At 61.4% G+C, this 15,185-nt stretch carries 14 protein-coding genes; 11 read left to right on the top strand and 3 right to left on the bottom strand.

Annotation, left to right across the window (positions count from 1 at the left end):
* A partial coding sequence (locus tag BFP96_RS02735; protein ID WP_065935535.1) for a methyl-accepting chemotaxis protein occupies positions 1–1,211 on the bottom strand: 1,211 nt, incomplete at its 3' end.
* Between the two features lie 149 nt (positions 1,212–1,360).
* Between BFP96_RS02735 and BFP96_RS02740 the strand changes: the two genes are divergently transcribed.
* The gene (locus BFP96_RS02740; RefSeq protein ID WP_065935536.1) at positions 1,361–2,557 is read left to right on the top strand and encodes a multidrug effflux MFS transporter; all 1,197 of its coding nucleotides are present in this window, start codon (positions 1,361–1,363) and stop codon (positions 2,555–2,557) included.
* A 14-nt stretch (positions 2,558–2,571) separates the two neighbouring features.
* On the opposite strand, the gene xerC is transcribed toward BFP96_RS02740, so the two are convergent.
* Together xerC and BFP96_RS02750 are read right to left on the bottom strand one after the other, a co-directional pair.
* A complete protein-coding gene (gene xerC, locus BFP96_RS02745; RefSeq protein WP_065935537.1) occupies positions 2,572–3,486 on the bottom strand; it encodes a site-specific integrase in 915 nt (304 codons plus the stop codon).
* Between the two features lie 107 nt (positions 3,487–3,593).
* Positions 3,594–4,406 carry a M949_RS01915 family surface polysaccharide biosynthesis protein gene (locus tag BFP96_RS02750; protein ID WP_065892747.1) on the bottom strand — a complete coding sequence of 271 codons (813 nt, stop codon included), beginning with the start codon at positions 4,404–4,406 and terminating at the stop codon, positions 3,594–3,596.
* A gap of 412 nt (positions 4,407–4,818) precedes the next feature.
* Here BFP96_RS02750 and arnC point away from each other — a divergent pair, with 412 nt between their 5' ends.
* From arnC to BFP96_RS02795, 10 genes are all read left to right on the top strand, one after another.
* Positions 4,819–5,853 (top strand): undecaprenyl-phosphate 4-deoxy-4-formamido-L-arabinose transferase, encoded by a 1,035-nt coding sequence (arnC, locus tag BFP96_RS02755; RefSeq protein WP_065884310.1) that lies wholly within the window; start codon positions 4,819–4,821, stop codon positions 5,851–5,853.
* Positions 5,850–7,841: a bifunctional UDP-4-amino-4-deoxy-L-arabinose formyltransferase/UDP-glucuronic acid oxidase ArnA gene (arnA, locus tag BFP96_RS02760; RefSeq protein WP_065892748.1), complete on the top strand. Its 1,992-nt coding sequence runs from the start codon at positions 5,850–5,852 to the stop codon at positions 7,839–7,841. The genes arnC and arnA overlap by 4 nt, the downstream gene beginning before the upstream one ends.
* The gene (arnD, locus tag BFP96_RS02765) at positions 7,841–8,725 is read left to right on the top strand and encodes a 4-deoxy-4-formamido-L-arabinose-phosphoundecaprenol deformylase (protein WP_065935538.1); all 885 of its coding nucleotides are present in this window, start codon (positions 7,841–7,843) and stop codon (positions 8,723–8,725) included. The genes arnA and arnD overlap by 1 nt, the downstream gene beginning before the upstream one ends.
* A complete protein-coding gene (gene arnT / locus BFP96_RS02770) occupies positions 8,722–10,377 on the top strand; it encodes a lipid IV(A) 4-amino-4-deoxy-L-arabinosyltransferase (RefSeq protein ID WP_065935539.1) in 1,656 nt (551 codons plus the stop codon). Before arnD ends, arnT begins: the two co-directional genes overlap by 4 nt.
* Entirely contained in the window at positions 10,374–10,721 is a 348-nt protein-coding gene (gene arnE / locus BFP96_RS02775) for a 4-amino-4-deoxy-L-arabinose-phosphoundecaprenol flippase subunit ArnE (protein WP_065884306.1), read from the top strand. The genes arnT and arnE overlap by 4 nt, the downstream gene beginning before the upstream one ends.
* Positions 10,718–11,131, top strand: a complete 414-nt coding sequence (gene arnF, locus BFP96_RS02780) for a 4-amino-4-deoxy-L-arabinose-phosphoundecaprenol flippase subunit ArnF (protein ID WP_065935540.1) — start codon at positions 10,718–10,720, stop codon at positions 11,129–11,131. Before arnE ends, arnF begins: the two co-directional genes overlap by 4 nt.
* The gene (locus BFP96_RS02785; protein ID WP_065884304.1) at positions 11,128–12,507 is read left to right on the top strand and encodes a UDP-glucose dehydrogenase family protein; all 1,380 of its coding nucleotides are present in this window, start codon (positions 11,128–11,130) and stop codon (positions 12,505–12,507) included. The genes arnF and BFP96_RS02785 overlap by 4 nt, the downstream gene beginning before the upstream one ends.
* 3 nt (positions 12,508–12,510) lie before the next feature.
* Positions 12,511–14,133, top strand: a complete 1,623-nt coding sequence (locus BFP96_RS02790; protein ID WP_065935541.1) for an ArnT family glycosyltransferase — start codon at positions 12,511–12,513, stop codon at positions 14,131–14,133.
* A 290-nt stretch (positions 14,134–14,423) separates the two neighbouring features.
* Positions 14,424–14,600: a hypothetical protein gene (locus tag BFP96_RS29990; RefSeq protein WP_122464181.1), complete on the top strand. Its 177-nt coding sequence runs from the start codon at positions 14,424–14,426 to the stop codon at positions 14,598–14,600.
* 163 nt (positions 14,601–14,763) lie between these two features.
* Positions 14,764–15,185, top strand: a 422-nt coding sequence (locus BFP96_RS02795; protein ID WP_170875971.1) for an HPP family protein, incomplete at its 3' end; no start/stop codon positions are given.

A 15,185-nucleotide genomic window follows, 5' to 3' on the forward strand; every position in this document is an offset into this window, starting at 1 on the left:
ACGGCGAAGCCGCGGCCCTGCTCGCCGGCGCGGGCGGCTTCGATGGCGGCGTTCAGGGCCAGCAGGTTGGTTTGGTCGGCGATGCCCTTGATCACCTGGATAATGCTGAAGATTGCTTCGGATTCTTTGTCCAGGGTGCGGATCACCTGGGCCGACTGCTGTGCCGAACGCGCGATGCCGTCCATGTCGCTGACCACTTGATGAATGATCCGGCCGCCGTCCTTGGCCAGGGTTTCAGCCTGGTTGGCCATGTCCAGCGCCTGCCCGGCATGACGGGTGATTTCTTCGATGCTGGCGGTCATTTCACTCGCGGCGGCGGCCATGGTGCTGGCGGCCTCGCTTTGCTGCTGGCTGCTGCCCGCCACCTCATGACAGCCCTGGCTCAGGCGTTCGCTTACACCGTTGACCTCATGGGCATTGCTGCGCACCACGTCGATCATGCCGCGCAAATCGCGCTGCATGGTGGCGAGGCTGCGAATCAGCGTACTGGCTTCGTCCTGGTTGCGCGGCTCGACAATCGGTTCGCTCAGGTTGCCGTGCGCGATGCTGTCGGCAATCCGGCTGGCGGTGCGCAATGGCCCCATGATGCTCATGATCACCCAGCGTCCTTGTGCCAGCAACAGCAAGAGGCTGGCGCCAAAAACCACACCCAGGATCCAGTTGGAATTGCTGACCGCTTGCCGGGTACCGCTGCTGGTTCGCTGGGTATTGGTTTCGATCAGCTCACTCAGCGTGGCCATCTGTTCCTCCAGCCGGCTGAACGCTGCATTGAAGGTCTCAAGCTCCCCACGCGCCGCCTCGGGGTTGGCCAGGGCCAGCGCGACGATACGCTCGCCGGCGCTGACGTAAGTCTCCAGGCTGGGTTTGATTTTTTCCAGGCTGGCCTTGATGGTGTCGTCCAGCGGCAGCTGGAAATTATCCGCCAGCATCTGCCGGAAATGCTCGGCATGCTCCTTGAGCGAGGCGCTGACGTCGGCCGGCGTGCTGGTGCTTTTGCCCAACCCCACCAGCATGGCAGACAACACATCGGCACGCAGGGCGTCGTGCATCATGTCGGCTTCCATATGGTTGCGCAGCACCGTCATGCTGACTTCATTGTCCTGCACGGCGGCGCCCATCCGGGAATTTCCCAGGTAGCCGGCCAGGCTCATGATCAAGGCGGTCAGCAGCCCGGTCGCAATCAACAGCATCAAGCGTAGTTTGATCGTCATCTGGTATCCCCATACCTGGACCGCCGGTTGGGAAACCAACCGTTCGAGCGTCGTTAGTACCGTTATCGGCACGGGCCTCGGTTAGTGAAGCCCAAGTTTGCGGATCTGTGCCAATCCCTTAAGCTGGGCGTCTTTGCCCGGACTTGCCCATGCCTAGAAGCATCGCCCACCTCGCCCTGCTGTTGGGCTTGATCACCGCCGTCGGACCGTTTGCCATCGACAGTTACCTGCCGGCGCTGCCAACCCTTGGCGCCAGTCTCAACGCGTCGCCGGCCGCCGTGCAGATGAGCCTGACCGTGTTCTTCATGATCATCGGCGTGTGCCAGCTGTTCTACGGCCCGATCAGCGATGTCTTTGGGCGCAAATTGCCGATCTATGCAGGGTTGGTGATCTTTACCGTGGGCAGCATCGGCTGTGCGTTGGCCCCCAGCATCGAAGTGCTGATCGGCTTTCGCGCGGTGCAGGCCTTTGGCGCATGCGCGGGGATGGTGATTCCACGGGCGATTGTCCGCGACCTGTACACCGGCCATGAAGCGGCACGCTTGATGGCCTTGTTGATGCTGGTGATGAGCGTTTCGCCGATCCTTGCGCCATTGGCCGGCAGCCTGGTGATTTCGCTGTGGAGCTGGCGCGAGGTGTTTGCCGCATTGGCAGTGGTGGCGCTGCTGTGTCTGGTGATGACGATCGTGCAACTGCCGGAAACCCATCCGGCGGAGCGGCGTCTGGGCAAGACCCTGGGCAGTGCATTCGGCAGCTACGGCGCCCTCCTCCGCGATCCGGTGTTCACCGGGTTATCGGTAGTCAGCGGCTTTGGACTGGCCACGTTCTTCGTGTTCATCGGCAGCGCGCCGTTCGTGTACATCGAATACTTCGGCCTGACACCGACGCAATTCAGCCTGTGTTTTGCAGTGAATGCGGCGTCATTCTTTGCCATGAGCCAACTGACGGCACGCCTGAGTGCGCGTTTTGGCCTGCCGCCGCTGATCCGCTGGTCGGTGATTGCCGTGGCAGCCGTGATGGCGCTGCTGGCGGCCACGACACTGTGGGGCAATCACCTGGTCTTGATGATGACCCTGCTGTTTATCGGCTTCGGCTTTCTCGGCCTGTTATTACCGGCCGCCGGCGTGTTGTCGCTGGAAGACCATGGCGCGGTGGCAGGTTCGGCATCGGCCCTGCTGGGCGCGATTCAGATGGTCACCGCCGCTGTCTCCATGACGCTGGTGGGGCTGTTTGCCGACCATACGCCCGCGCCAATGCTGGTGGGCATCGCGCTGTGCGCGACCGCCGCCATGCTTACCGTGCTGTGGACGCTGCGCCGCTTGCCGCCACACCTGGCGAGCGCCTGATCGCCGCGCCACGCCTACAAATCAAAGCGGTCCACCGCCCGCCGCCGCTCGTTGTCGTCACGTACGTCATAGCTGGCGGTGGTCTGGATATTGGTGTGATGGGCCAGCTTTTGCGCAATCGACAGGTCATGTTCCTCGATCACCCGCGTGATGAATGAGCGACGGAAGTCATGGGGCATGATCTTGACGCCCACTTGGTCCCCACGCTGGCGGGCGATGTAGTAAATCGCGTGCTTGGTGATACGTTCCCGGGTGATATGACTGCCGCGTCGAATGCGGTTGAACAGGAACGTGTCGTCCTCTTCGCCTTCCTTGAGTTGCCCGCGACGGAACTCCAGCCAGGCCTGCAGCTTGGCGAATGCCCAGTTCGGCGCGTATTTGACCAGTTCTTTGTTGCCCTTGCCAATCACGCGCAAGCTGCGCTGCTCAAAGTCGATCTGCGCCAAGTCAAGGTTGACCGACTCCGATTTGCGCATGCCCGAGCCGTACAGGAGGCCGATGACGGCGGCATCGCGCAGGCCCTGGGGGCGTGGGTCGGCGGCGCAGACTTCCATCATTTCGCGGATCAACGTGCGGCGCAGGTTGCGTCCCTGCCCCAGCCGTGTACCGGACGCGGCCTTGACCGAACGCATCTTCAACAGATGTTCCTGGCTGATCAGGCTCATCCGCCACGCTTCATTCATCACCCCGCGCACGGCATTCACATACAGGGACGAGGTGTTCGGCGCATAGCCGTCCTCACGCAACGCGGCGACCAAGGCAATCACCTGTTCGGGCTGCAGCAGGTGCCAGTCGATGTCGTCCAGGTTGACCTCGTCAAGGCCGAGGCGGTCGGCGGCGTCCTGCAGCACGTAACGCATGGTCAGTTGGCTGGAGGGCGCTAGGCGGGTGAGGTAGAGGGTCAGCGGGTTGCGGATGGACTCAGTCAAGGTAGATCAGCCTTTGGATTAAATATCACAAGCAATCCATTGATTCATCGTGATATTTATTGATTGGCGAAGGCCGAGTCTAGCGCAGTATCGGCCCTGCCATCAAATCAAGGCGCCACCTCTTCTTCTTCGGCAGATGGCTGAGGTTGAGCCTGGGATTGGCTCCAATCGGCGTCCTGTTTCTGCATCAGGGCAAACCAGTGGCGACGCATGAAGGTCAGGTAACTGTCCGGCGCCTTGGCGAAATCCTTCTCGTCGGCGTAGCAGCCTGGCAGCGGCAGTTCGGTGCCCTGCTCCTTGTACTGGCTGACCAGCGCCTGCTGGGCGGCCACGCTGCAATCGGTCGGCAACGGCATGCCGCGCAAGGCACCGGCGTCCTCGTCCCACCAGGCTGCGCCGTAGCGGTCAACGCCGCGCAGGCGATACTTCTCCGACTTGCCGACATGCATGATCAACTTGAATTCATTCGGGCTGACGTCGCTGGTACAGGTGCGCGAATAGCCAACGGTCGCCTGGGTATTGCCGTCACCCAGCAGGTCGGTGACCTGGGTAGCCGCCCTGTCAAAGTGCAGCCTGGCGTCGAACTGGCACTGGCGTACGTCGTCATAGAGCATCCACACGCGCTTGGGATGCTCGCCCGCCAGCAGGTATTGGGCCGCGTAGACAAAGGCCGACTGGGTGCCATCGTCGTCCCGCTCGCCGACCTGTTCGGCCAGCACCAGCAGGTTTTTGCCCTGGCGGTCGTCCCAGGTATAGGCGGCGACTTGCTTGCCACGCACTTCGACACCTTCGGGTACCTGATCAATGTTCGCCAGGGCCACGCCTTCATCGGCCCGCACGGCCGTGACACAGGCGACGCATACCCACAATCCCATCAACACCGGCCGCAACTGGCCGCGTAAAAGCTGCACGCTATTCATCCGAGTACCCTGGCAAGAGATGGCTTACTTTACCGGCACTTGAAGGGCAATGCAGAGAAGATTGTTGAATAGATACACAGCGCCCATCACGGGTGCTGCCCACGTGAACCAAATACTCGGCGGGCTGTTCCTATCTGCCTGAAAATTACAAGGTTTAACACCTTGGCCACATAGCTGAACCCTAGCTGTCTACCTGTCAAATAAACGAGTTTTTCATCCGCCTTTCATATTCGTTGAACATTTTTGCGCTTAACCTTGTATGCGACACTTCAGAGCAATCCGGGGTTAATCGACTAAGCTGTTGATTACGCTTTATCTTTATCGCCGCTTTGTCATCTGCGGGCTGTAGTTTCGCCCAATAAACGCTGCTGTTTTTCGCGCTCCAAGTTGCTCCAGCCGAGGTCTTGAATCTTTGAAACCCTACCCTATTCATTGCGTATCGATCGTTATTCCGGTCTATAACGAGCAAGAGAGCCTGCCCGAATTGCTGCGCCGCACCACGGCCGCCTGCAAACAGTTGGCTTACGAATACGAAATAATCCTGGTGGATGACGGTAGCCGCGACGATTCGGCGCAGTTGCTCGAAGACGCCGCCGCCGAAGATGGCAGCAACGTGGTCGCGGTGATCCTCAACCGCAACTACGGCCAGCATGCGGCAATCATGGCCGGTTTCGAGCAGTGCCGGGGCGAAGTGGTGATTACCCTCGACGCCGACCTGCAAAACCCGCCGGAAGAAATCCCGCGCCTGGTGGAACAAGCCGCCCTGGGCTACGACGTGGTCGCCACGGTGCGTAACAATCGCCAGGATTCGGCGTTCCGTCGCTGGCCTTCGCGCCTGATCAACCTGGCCGTGCAGCGCTCCACCGGCGTGGCCATGACTGACTACGGCTGCATGCTGCGCGCCTACCGCCGCACCATTGTCGACGCGATGCTTGCCTGCCGCGAGCGCAGCACCTTTATCCCGATCCTGGCCAACGGCTTTGCCCGTCACACCACGGAAATCCTGGTGCACCACGCCGAGCGTGAACACGGCGAATCCAAATACAGCGCCATGCGCCTGATCAGCCTGATGTTCGACCTGCTCACCTGCATGACCACCACGCCATTGCGCCTGCTGTCCATCGTCGGTTTCAGCCTGGCGGCGCTGGGCGTGCTGTTTGCCATTGCGCTGATCGTCATGCGCCTGGCCTTCGGTGCCGGCTGGGCGGGTGACGGCCTGTTCGTGCTGTTTGCCGTGCTCTTCGTGTTCACCGGTGGCCAGTTCATCGGCATGGGCCTGCTGGGTGAATACCTGGGCCGCATGTACAGCGATGTGCGGGCCCGCCCGCGTTTCTTCATTGAAAAAGTGCTGCGCAACCAACCGGCAGCACCGGCTCCCGTGGTCGTCGTTGATGGCCTGGTGTCTTCCCATACTTCTACTTCTACTTCCGATCAGGTCCAGTCATGAGTTCAAAAGCCGTTGTCTTCGCCTACCACGATATTGGCTGTGCCGGTATTGAAGCCCTGCTCGATGCGGGTTACGACATCGCTGCGGTGTTCACCCATGCCGATGACCCCAAGGAAAACAACTTCTACGGCTCCGTCGCCCAGCTGTGTGCCCGCAACGGTATCCCGGTGCACGCTCCGGAAGACGCTAACCACCCGTTGTGGGTCGAACGCATCGCCAAGCTGAACCCGGATTTCATCTTTTCCTTCTACTACCGCAACCTGTTGAGCGAGCCACTGCTGGCCACCGCCCGCCACGGCGCGTTCAACCTGCATGGTTCGCTGCTGCCCAAATACCGTGGCCGCGCACCGGCCAACTGGGTGCTGGTCAACGGTGAAACCGAAACCGGCGTGACCCTGCACCGCATGGTCAAGCGTGCCGATGCCGGTGCGATCCTGGCCCAGCAGAAAGTCAGCATCGAGCGCAGCGACACCGGCCTGAGCCTGCACGCCAAACTGCGTGATGCCGCCAGCAACCTGCTGCGCGACGCCCTGCCGCAACTGGCCCTGGGCAAACTGAGCGAAACGGCCCAGGACGAAAGCCAGGCGACCTGCTTTGGTCGCCGTACCGCCGCCGATGGCAAGATCGACTGGAAAAACCCCGCCGAACAACTGTTCAACCTGGTCCGCGCCGTAACGCAACCTTACCCTGGCGCCTTTTGCGCGGTCGGCGAGCACAAGCTCATCGTGTGGCAGGCCGAGGTGGTCAAAGGCAACGACGGTTTGGCGCCGGGCCGCGTAATCAGCGTCAACCCGCTGCGCATTGCCTGTGGCGAAGACTCACTGGTGGTCAAGTTCGGCCAGCGCAACGACAACGGCCTGTACCTGGCCGGCCCTTCCCTGGCCGATGAACTGGGCCTGGTGGACGGTTCCGTGCTGCGCGGCGCCGAGTCGGGCCGCAAGCCACGCCGCACCCGTGTGTTGATCCTGGGGGTGAACGGCTTTATCGGTAATCACCTGTCCGAGCGCCTGCTGCGCGACGACCGTTACGAAGTCTACGGCCTGGATATCGGCTCCGACGCCATCGAGCGCCTGCGCAGCCACCCCAACTTCCACTATGTGGAAGGCGATATCAGCATCCACACCGAGTGGATCGAGTACCACATCAAGAAATGCGACGTGGTGCTGCCGCTGGTGGCCATCGCCACCCCGATCGAATACACCCGCAACCCGCTGCGCGTGTTCGAGCTGGATTTCGAAGAAAACCTCAAGCTGGTGCGTTACTGCGTCAAGTACAACAAGCGCGTGATCTTCCCATCGACTTCCGAAGTCTATGGCATGTGCCAGGACCAGTACTTCGACGAAGACACCTCCAATCTGGTGGTCGGCCCGGTCAACAAGCAACGCTGGATCTACTCGGTCTCCAAGCAACTGCTCGACCGCGTGATCTGGGCCTACGGCGACAAGGGCCTGAAATTCACCCTGTTCCGTCCGTTCAACTGGATGGGCCCGCGCCTGGATCGCCTGGACTCGGCGCGTATCGGCAGCTCCCGTGCCATCACCCAATTGATCCTGAACCTGGTGGAAGGCACGCCGATCCGCCTGTTCGACGGTGGCGAGCAGAAGCGTTGCTTCACCGACATCGCCGACGGCATCGAAGCCCTGGCGCGCATAATCGATAACGAAAACGGTGTCTGCGACGGCCAGATCATCAACATCGGCAACCCGGAAAACGAAGCCAGCATCCGCCAGTTGGGCGAAGAGCTGCTGCGTCAGTTCGAAGCGCACCCGCTGCGCCACAACTTCCCACCGTTCGCCGGTTTCCGCGACGTGGAGAGCAAGGCGTTCTACGGCACCGGTTACCAGGACGTGGCCCACCGCAAGCCAAGCATCGACAACGCCAAGCGCCTGCTGAACTGGGAGCCGACCGTGGAGATGAGCGAAACCATCGGCAACACGCTGGATTTCTTCCTGCGTGAAGCCATGCTTGAAATAGCGGATAAAAAGTAATGCAGGCAGGCCTTCGCATCGACGTCGACACCTACCGTGGCACCCGTGATGGTGTGCCGCGGCTGCTCGAGTCCCTGGACGAAGCCGGGGTCAAGGCGACGTTTTTCTTCAGCGTCGGGCCGGACAATATGGGGCGCCACTTGTGGCGCCTGATCCGCCCGCAGTTCCTGTGGAAAATGCTCCGTTCCAATGCCGCCGGCCTGTATGGCTGGGACATTTTGCTGGCCGGCACCGCCTGGCCGGGCAAACCGATTGGCCGCGACCTGGGGCATCTGATGCGCCAGGCCAAGGCCGCCGGGCATGAAGTCGGCCTGCACGCCTGGGATCACCATGGCTGGCAGGCCAATACCGGGCGCTGGAGCGACGCACAGCTGGTCGAGCAGATCCGGCGCGGCGTGGACACCCTGAGCGACATCCTTGGCGAGCGTATCGACTGTTCGGCGGCCGCCGGTTGGCGCGCCGATGAACGTGTGGTGCAAGCCAAACAAGCCTTCAATTTTCGCTACAACAGCGATTGCCGGGGCACCTGCCTGTTTCGACCGACCCTGGCCGATGGCAGCGCGGGCACCCCACAAATTCCGGTGGACCTGCCGACCTTCGACGAAGTCGTCGGGCCGGTGGTGGCTGCCACAGACTTCAACCGTTTCATCCTGGATCGGTTCAGCGCCTCGACGCTGAACGTCTACACGATCCACGCAGAAGTAGAAGGGATTCTGATGGCCAATGATTTTCGCCAGTTGCTCGCCCAGGCAGGGCAGCGCGGCATCGACTTCAAACCCCTGGGCGAGCTGCTGCCTGCAGATGTGACCACCCTGCCCCAGCAACAGTTGGTGCGTGGCGCATTGAGCGGCCGCGAGGGCTGGCTTGGAGTACAGCAGGCATGATCCGTCGCTGGGCATTGCCCCTGCTTTTGTTGGCGTTCGGGGTGGTTTACCTGTTACCGCTGGCGACCCACGGGCTGTGGATTCCCGATGAAACCCGCTATGCGCAGATCAGCCAGGAAATGCTGCTCACCGGCAAGTGGGCCGCGCCGCACTTCATGGGCATTCGCTACTTCGAAAAACCCGCCGCCGGCTACTGGATGATTGCGCTGGGCCAGGCGATCTTCGGGCAGAACCTGTTCGGAGTGCGTTTTGCCTCGGCCTTGAGCACCGGGCTGAGCATTCTGCTGGTTTATCTGGTATCACGCCGCTTGTGGAACGACCCGCAAAAAAGCCTGGTCAGCTGCGTGCTGTACATGAGTTTCGTCAGCGTGGCGATGCTGGGTGGCTACGCCAACCTGGACCCTCAATTCACGTTCTGGGTCAACCTGACCGGCGCTGCCTTGTGGTTCTGCTTCGACAGCACTACCCGTCGTGCTCGACTGGGGGCTTGGGCCTTGTTGGGCCTGGCCTGCGGCATGGGCTTCATGACCAAAGGCTTTCTGGCGTGGCTGCTGCCGGTATTGATCGCCCTGCCCTACGCGCTCTGGCAGAAGCGCTCGGTTGAACTGTTCAAATTCGGCCCGGTGGCCGTGGCCGTGGCGATCCTGATCAGCTTGCCCTGGGCATTGGCCGTGCACCTGCAAGAGCCGGATTACTGGCACTTCTTCTTCTGGCATGAGCATATCCAGCGCTTCGCCGGTGCAGATGCCCAGCATGCCGAACCGTTCTGGTACTACCTGCCGTTGCTGATCGCTTTCACGTTGCCGTGGGTTGCGCTGTTGCCGTCCACGCTCAAGCAGGCATGGTCGGACAAGCGCCTGCCGAAAACCGCGTTCCTGCTGCTGTGGCTGCTGATGCCCCTGGCATTCTTCAGTCTGGCCAAGGGCAAGCTGCCCTCCTACATCATGCCGTGCCTGCTGCCCCTGGCATTGCTGATGGGTTCAACGTTGAGTGACAAGCTCGCTCAAGGCCGGGGCCGCGTATTGCGCATCAACGGTTGGTTGAACCTGGCGATCGGTGTGCTCGTGCTGTTGGCGCTCATCTGGTTCCAATGGAAGAAGCCGCTGTACGAACCCGGTGAGGAAACCCTCAGCCTGGTGCTGGTATTTATCGGCGTGTTCGGCTGGATCCTGGCCAACCTGCTGCAGGCAGTACGCCCGGTGAAACTGTGGGCCGCGCCGCTGATCGGCAGTGGCTTGCTGGTGGTCTTGTTGCCCGCCGCCCTGCCCCATTCGGTGGTTTATAACAAGACGCCGGACCAGTTCATCATCGATCACGCCGAAGAACTCAAGCCCTCCGTTGCGCTGTTGAGCAACGACCTGGGTGCGTCCGCAGCGCTGGCCTGGCGGCTGAAACGGCCCGACATCACCCTCTACAACACCTCTGGCGAGGTGAAATACGGGCTGGCCTACGCCGATACCGCCCAGCGCCTGGTTGACCGCAATCAAATCCAGGCCTGGATGGCGCAAACCCGCCGCAGCGGTGCGGTGGGCGTGGTGATGCGCGTCAACAGCCAGGGCGAGAAGGAAGAACTCGCACTGCTGCCCGCGGACGGCCAGCGGTATGCCCAAGGCAATATCGTGATTCTGATTTTCCCGCAGGTCGCGCCATGATCACCTTGCTTCTATTGCTCACGGCCTGCCTGCTCACCTGCATGGGCCAGGTCTCGCAGAAGTTTGCCGTGGAAAGCTGGCGTGACGTGCCCGACGGTTGGGCGCTGAAGTTGCGCTCACCCTGGTTGTGGTCGGCGCTGGTGTGCCTGGGCCTCGGCTTGCTGGTGTGGTTGCTGGTGCTGCAGCGCCTGGAAGTGGGCATTGCCTACCCGATGCTCAGCCTGAACTTTGTGTTGGTCACGCTGATGGCGCGCTTTGTGTTTGCCGAGCCCATCGATGGCCGCCACTGGCTGGGCGTGGTGCTGGTCATCGCGGGTGTCGTGCTGTTGGGGCGCCAGGTATGAGCCGGACACGCGGTTTCGCCCTGGCCCTGGGCAGCGTCGGCCTGGTCAGCGCCGCCCAATTGGGCATGCGCTGGAGCATGACGCGGCTGCCGCTGCCGGATCAGTGGCCGAACGCCTTGAGCACCGGCAGCATCGACCCCAGCGCTCTTTGCGTGGTGATCCTGGCGATCATCGCTTATGCGCTGTCGATGCTCTGCTGGCTCGGCGCGCTGAAGCACCTGCCCCTGGGGCGTGCGTATTCACTGCTCAGCATCAGCTACGCGCTGGTGTACCTGCTGGCGGCCTGCCTGCCGGTCTTCAACGAACACTTTTCGCTTTCGAAAACCCTGGGGGTGGCGTTGGTCATCCTCGGCGTACTGGTCATCAACTCTCGTCGTGCTAGCACCTCAAGTCCCAGGAATACCCCATGAAAATCAGTGTATTTGGTAGTGGTTACGTCGGCCTGGTACAGGCCACGGTATTAGCCGAAGTCGGTCACGATGTTATTTGCATGGACGTTGACCAGCGCAAGGTCGAGTCGCTGCAGAAGGGCCACGTGACCATCTTCGAGCCCGGCCTGGCGGCCATGGTCAAGGAAAACCTGGAAAGCGGACGCCTGCATTTCACCTACGACGAAAAACTTGCCGTCGAGCACGGTGAAGTGCTGTTCATTGCGGTGGGCACGCCGTCGGATGAAGACGGTTCGGCCGATCTCAAATATGTGCTGTCGGTGGGTGATGCAGTCGCCCGCCATCGCGTGGCACCGGTGATCCTGGTGGAAAAATCCACGGTGCCGGTGGGCACCGGCGATACCTTGCGCGACCACATCCGCAAGAACCTGCGCGCCGCCGGCCGTGAGCTGCAATTCGATATCGTCTCCAACCCGGAATTTCTCAAGGAAGGCTCGGCCGTGGCCGACTGCCGCCGCCCGGACCGCATCATCATCGGTTGCGAGCGCGAAGAAGTACGGGAGGTGATGCGCGAACTGTACGCACCGTTCAACCGCAACCATGACCGCATCATCTTCATGGACCTGCGCAGCGCCGAACTGACCAAATACGCCGCCAACTGCATGCTCGCCACCAAGATCAGCTTCATCAACCAGATCGCCGAACTGGCCGAACACCTGGGCGCCGACATCGAAGCCGTGCGCCTGGGCATTGGTGCCGACTCGCGCATCGGCTACCACTTCATTTATCCAGGTTGCGGCTATGGCGGCTCATGCTTTCCCAAAGACATGCGCGCCCTGATCCACAGCGCCAAGCAGGCCAACTGCTCCAGCGACCTGCTCGAAGCCGTGGAAGCGATCAACCAGCGCCAGAAAGGCAAGCTGTTCGAGCGTATCAACGCGTTCTTCAAGGGTGACCTGCGCGGCAAGACGTTCGCCTTGTGGGGCCTGGCCTTCAAACCCAATACCGACGACATGCGCGACGCGCCGAGCCGCGTGCTGATGGAAGCGCTCTGGGAGGCCGGCGCCAACGTACGTGCCTTCGACCCCGAAGCCATGCAGGAAACCCAGCGCATCTATGGCGATGACCCGCGCTTGATGCTGATGGGCACGCCGGAGTCCACCCTGGGCGGCGCCGATGCGCTGATCGTCTGCACCGAGTGGCAGCAATTCAAGGCGCCGGACTTCGACCTGATCCACCAGCGCCTGAAAACCCCGGTGATCTTTGACGGGCGCAATCTGTACGACGGCGAGCGCCTGACGCGCAAGGGCTTCAAGTATTTCCCTATCGGCCGTGGTGACTCCTGCGACTTGCCGATCCCCCAGCAAAACTGGATGCCACAGGCCAAGGCAGGCTGATAAGTGAACAATGCGCACCCGCCCCTGCTCAATCCGACAATCCGTCTACAGTCACTGGGTTTGGGGCTTCTGGCACTGGTGCTATTCATCGCCGGCAACTGGCACCAGGCAATTATCGGCTTCGACTCGCGCTTCGTGGTATTTGCCCAGGAGATGCTGCGCCATGGCCCGAGCTTTTTTCCCACCACCTACGGCCAGCCGTATGCAGACTACCTGGCCACCTCGACCCTGCTGACCTGGTTATTGTCCCTGCCATTGGGCGAGGTCACCAGCCTCACGGCCTGGCTGCCCAGTGCTGTCGCCTCGGCTTGCATCGTAGTGCTGGTGTATCGACTCACCGCGCCCTACTCCCAGCGCTGGGGCGTGCTGAGCATCGCCATGTTGCTGCTCAGCAGCACCTTTATCAGCGAAACCCGCGCCGTCTCCCTGGACCAGATGCTGGCGGCGGTGACGCTGGCCGTGTTTTACCTGGGTTATGCCCATGATCATTTCTCGGCGGCCAAGCGTCTGCACTGGGTGTTTGCGCTGTTGATGCTCGGTTTTGCGATTCGCGGGCCGATTGGTCTGGTCATCCCTACCGGAGTGCTGTGCAGCTATTACTTGATCAACCGCCAATGGCGGCAATTGTTCAGCTTCGGGCTGTTAGCGCTCGCGTTGCTGGCGGCGTGTATCGGCCTGTTGCTGTTGCTGGCCAAGCTCAGCGGTGGCGAAGACTTCCTGCATGAAGTGATTCGCATGCAATTTCTGGGGCGCATGGATGGCAGCGAAGGCTCCAGCGGCGTGCTGTATTACTTCACCAGTTCCCTGGGCAACTACGCACTGGCCTACCCGGTGGCGCTTCTGGTCTTGCTGGCCGTGATGAGCGGCGGCCGCCGAGCCGCAGACCCGGCGCTGAAGCTGGTGCTGTACTGCGCGGCGGCCGGTGCCTTGGTCATGCTTGGCTTGTCGGTGCCCCAGGCGAAAAAGGCACGTTATATCCTGCCGATGCTGCCAATGGCCGCGATCATTGCTGCGTATCCGTTCCAGGTCGCTCAGGGCCGACTGTTCAGCGGGTTGCGCGGTTTGATGCTGGTGCTGTGGACGCTGCTACCTGCGCTGTTGGCGGTCGGCCTGATCGCGGCGCGACGCCGCTACCCGGAACTGCTGGCCGATCTGGGGCTGATGTTCGGACTGCTGGCGGTACTGCAGGGGCTGGCGGTGCTGGCACTGTTCAAGGCGCGACTGCGCGCGGTCGGGCCGGCTTTCGTTGCGGTGGCGGCGGTCTGGACGACTTACATCTCAGTGGTCGAACCCCTGGAGCGCAGCCTTTACGACACCCGCACGTTCACGCTGGCGGCCAAGGAGCAGATCCTGCAACAACCGGCACCGCTGGTGTTGCATGCATTGGGCAAAGACGCAAAAGCCATCAAGTTCATGGTCAACTTCAATTGCGACAAGGTCCCGCTGTTTACCCAATTGCCCGTTGAACTCCAGCCTATTCAGGCGCCGGCCTGGCTGGTGATGAGCCAGGAGGACTTCCAGAACCTGACTGACCCGCGCTTGCGTTCGCTCACACCGACGCTCACTGGAGCGTTCGATAAGACGCCTTATGTGTTGCTCCATCTGGAGAAAAACACCGCTCCCTGAGCGTGTTTCCAAAGAGCGCGTAAGAAATAACGCCAACTCACAAAACCGTGGGTGTTTTTCATCAAAATCACCGAGAAAACACCTACAGAGCTTTGCGTAAGGGCCGGTGCACTTTGCCTTCCGACGCCTGAACCTCAACTGTAGACTCGCTTGCCAAGTGGATTAATTATTTACCACCTGCGTCAGGCGATGTCTGGCACAACGCTGGTCGCGAACCTGCATAACAACAAGGAGTCAATGCCGTGCGAGAGGATAGGCTGGCTGTAGCGGCGCCGAGACTGGATCGGCTGATGGGGTTACGCGACGCACTGGTGGCGTTGAAGGGCCCGCTGGCTGACGAGCCAGGTATGCAGGAGAACCTGCACAAACGCTTGTTCAACGAAGAACTCGATAGCCTTGTGCTGGGCAAAATCAGCACCCCATCGCCCTTGGGTGCCGCTCGAACACCGTTCGGCGAAGCCTCTTGAATACATATTTTTTGCATTCAACCCTCATTAATATGCATTGGCGTCGCTGTAACCCAGTTGGCACACTGCACGCTTTCCTCCCCCAATAACGTTGGAACGTTCAAGGCTTTCCAGGGAAACCAGGCAGGCCTTTTTTTCGCCCCCCGTTTCAGGACCCTTTTCAATGCTCGCTCGCTGGTTACCTGCCGCCATCAACACCCGTCCCGCTGAATGGAGCCGCGCCGCCATCGGCATGGCGTTGGGTGCCCTGTTCAGTGTCTGGGTGTGTGCCCAGGTGTTTGGCATGGAAGTCGCCCTGCATCTGCTGGGCCCACTGGGGGCGTCGGCGGTGTTGTTGTTCGCCGTGTCGTCGGGGGCGTTGGCGCAACCCTGGTCGATCATGGGCAGTTACCTGTGCGCGGCCGTGGTGGCGCTGCTCGTGGCACGGGTGTTGGGACGCACCCTGGGCAGCGCTTGCCTGGCGGCGGGCATGACCGTTGTGCTGATCTGCTGGCTGCGCTGCCTGCACCCGCCGGCCGGTGGCCTGGCGATGACGCTGGTATTGGCCGACCCGGCCTCCATCGCCCTCGGCTGGCACGAGCTGGC

The sequence above is a fragment of the Pseudomonas sp. 34 E 7 genome (assembly GCF_900005715.1).
Lineage (GTDB): Bacteria > Pseudomonadota > Gammaproteobacteria > Pseudomonadales > Pseudomonadaceae > Aquipseudomonas > Aquipseudomonas orientalis_A.

What these genes read in the sequence shown, in the direction of transcription:
- BFP96_RS02740 (WP_065935536.1), top strand. Translation starts at nt 1,361, where the DNA reads ATGCCTAGAAGCATCGCCCACCTCGCCCTGCTGTTGGGCTTGATCACC.
- BFP96_RS02750 (WP_065892747.1), bottom strand. Translation starts at nt 4,406, where the DNA reads ATGAATAGCGTGCAGCTTTTACGCGGCCAGTTGCGGCCGGTGTTGATG.
- arnA (WP_065892748.1), top strand. Translation starts at nt 5,850, where the DNA reads ATGAGTTCAAAAGCCGTTGTCTTCGCCTACCACGATATTGGCTGTGCC.
- arnD (WP_065935538.1), top strand. Translation starts at nt 7,841, where the DNA reads ATGCAGGCAGGCCTTCGCATCGACGTCGACACCTACCGTGGCACCCGT.
- arnT (WP_065935539.1), top strand. Translation starts at nt 8,722, where the DNA reads ATGATCCGTCGCTGGGCATTGCCCCTGCTTTTGTTGGCGTTCGGGGTG.
- arnE (WP_065884306.1), top strand. Translation starts at nt 10,374, where the DNA reads ATGATCACCTTGCTTCTATTGCTCACGGCCTGCCTGCTCACCTGCATG.
- arnF (WP_065935540.1), top strand. Translation starts at nt 10,718, where the DNA reads ATGAGCCGGACACGCGGTTTCGCCCTGGCCCTGGGCAGCGTCGGCCTG.
- BFP96_RS02785 (WP_065884304.1), top strand. Translation starts at nt 11,128, where the DNA reads ATGAAAATCAGTGTATTTGGTAGTGGTTACGTCGGCCTGGTACAGGCC.
- BFP96_RS29990 (WP_122464181.1), top strand. Translation starts at nt 14,424, where the DNA reads ATGGGGTTACGCGACGCACTGGTGGCGTTGAAGGGCCCGCTGGCTGAC.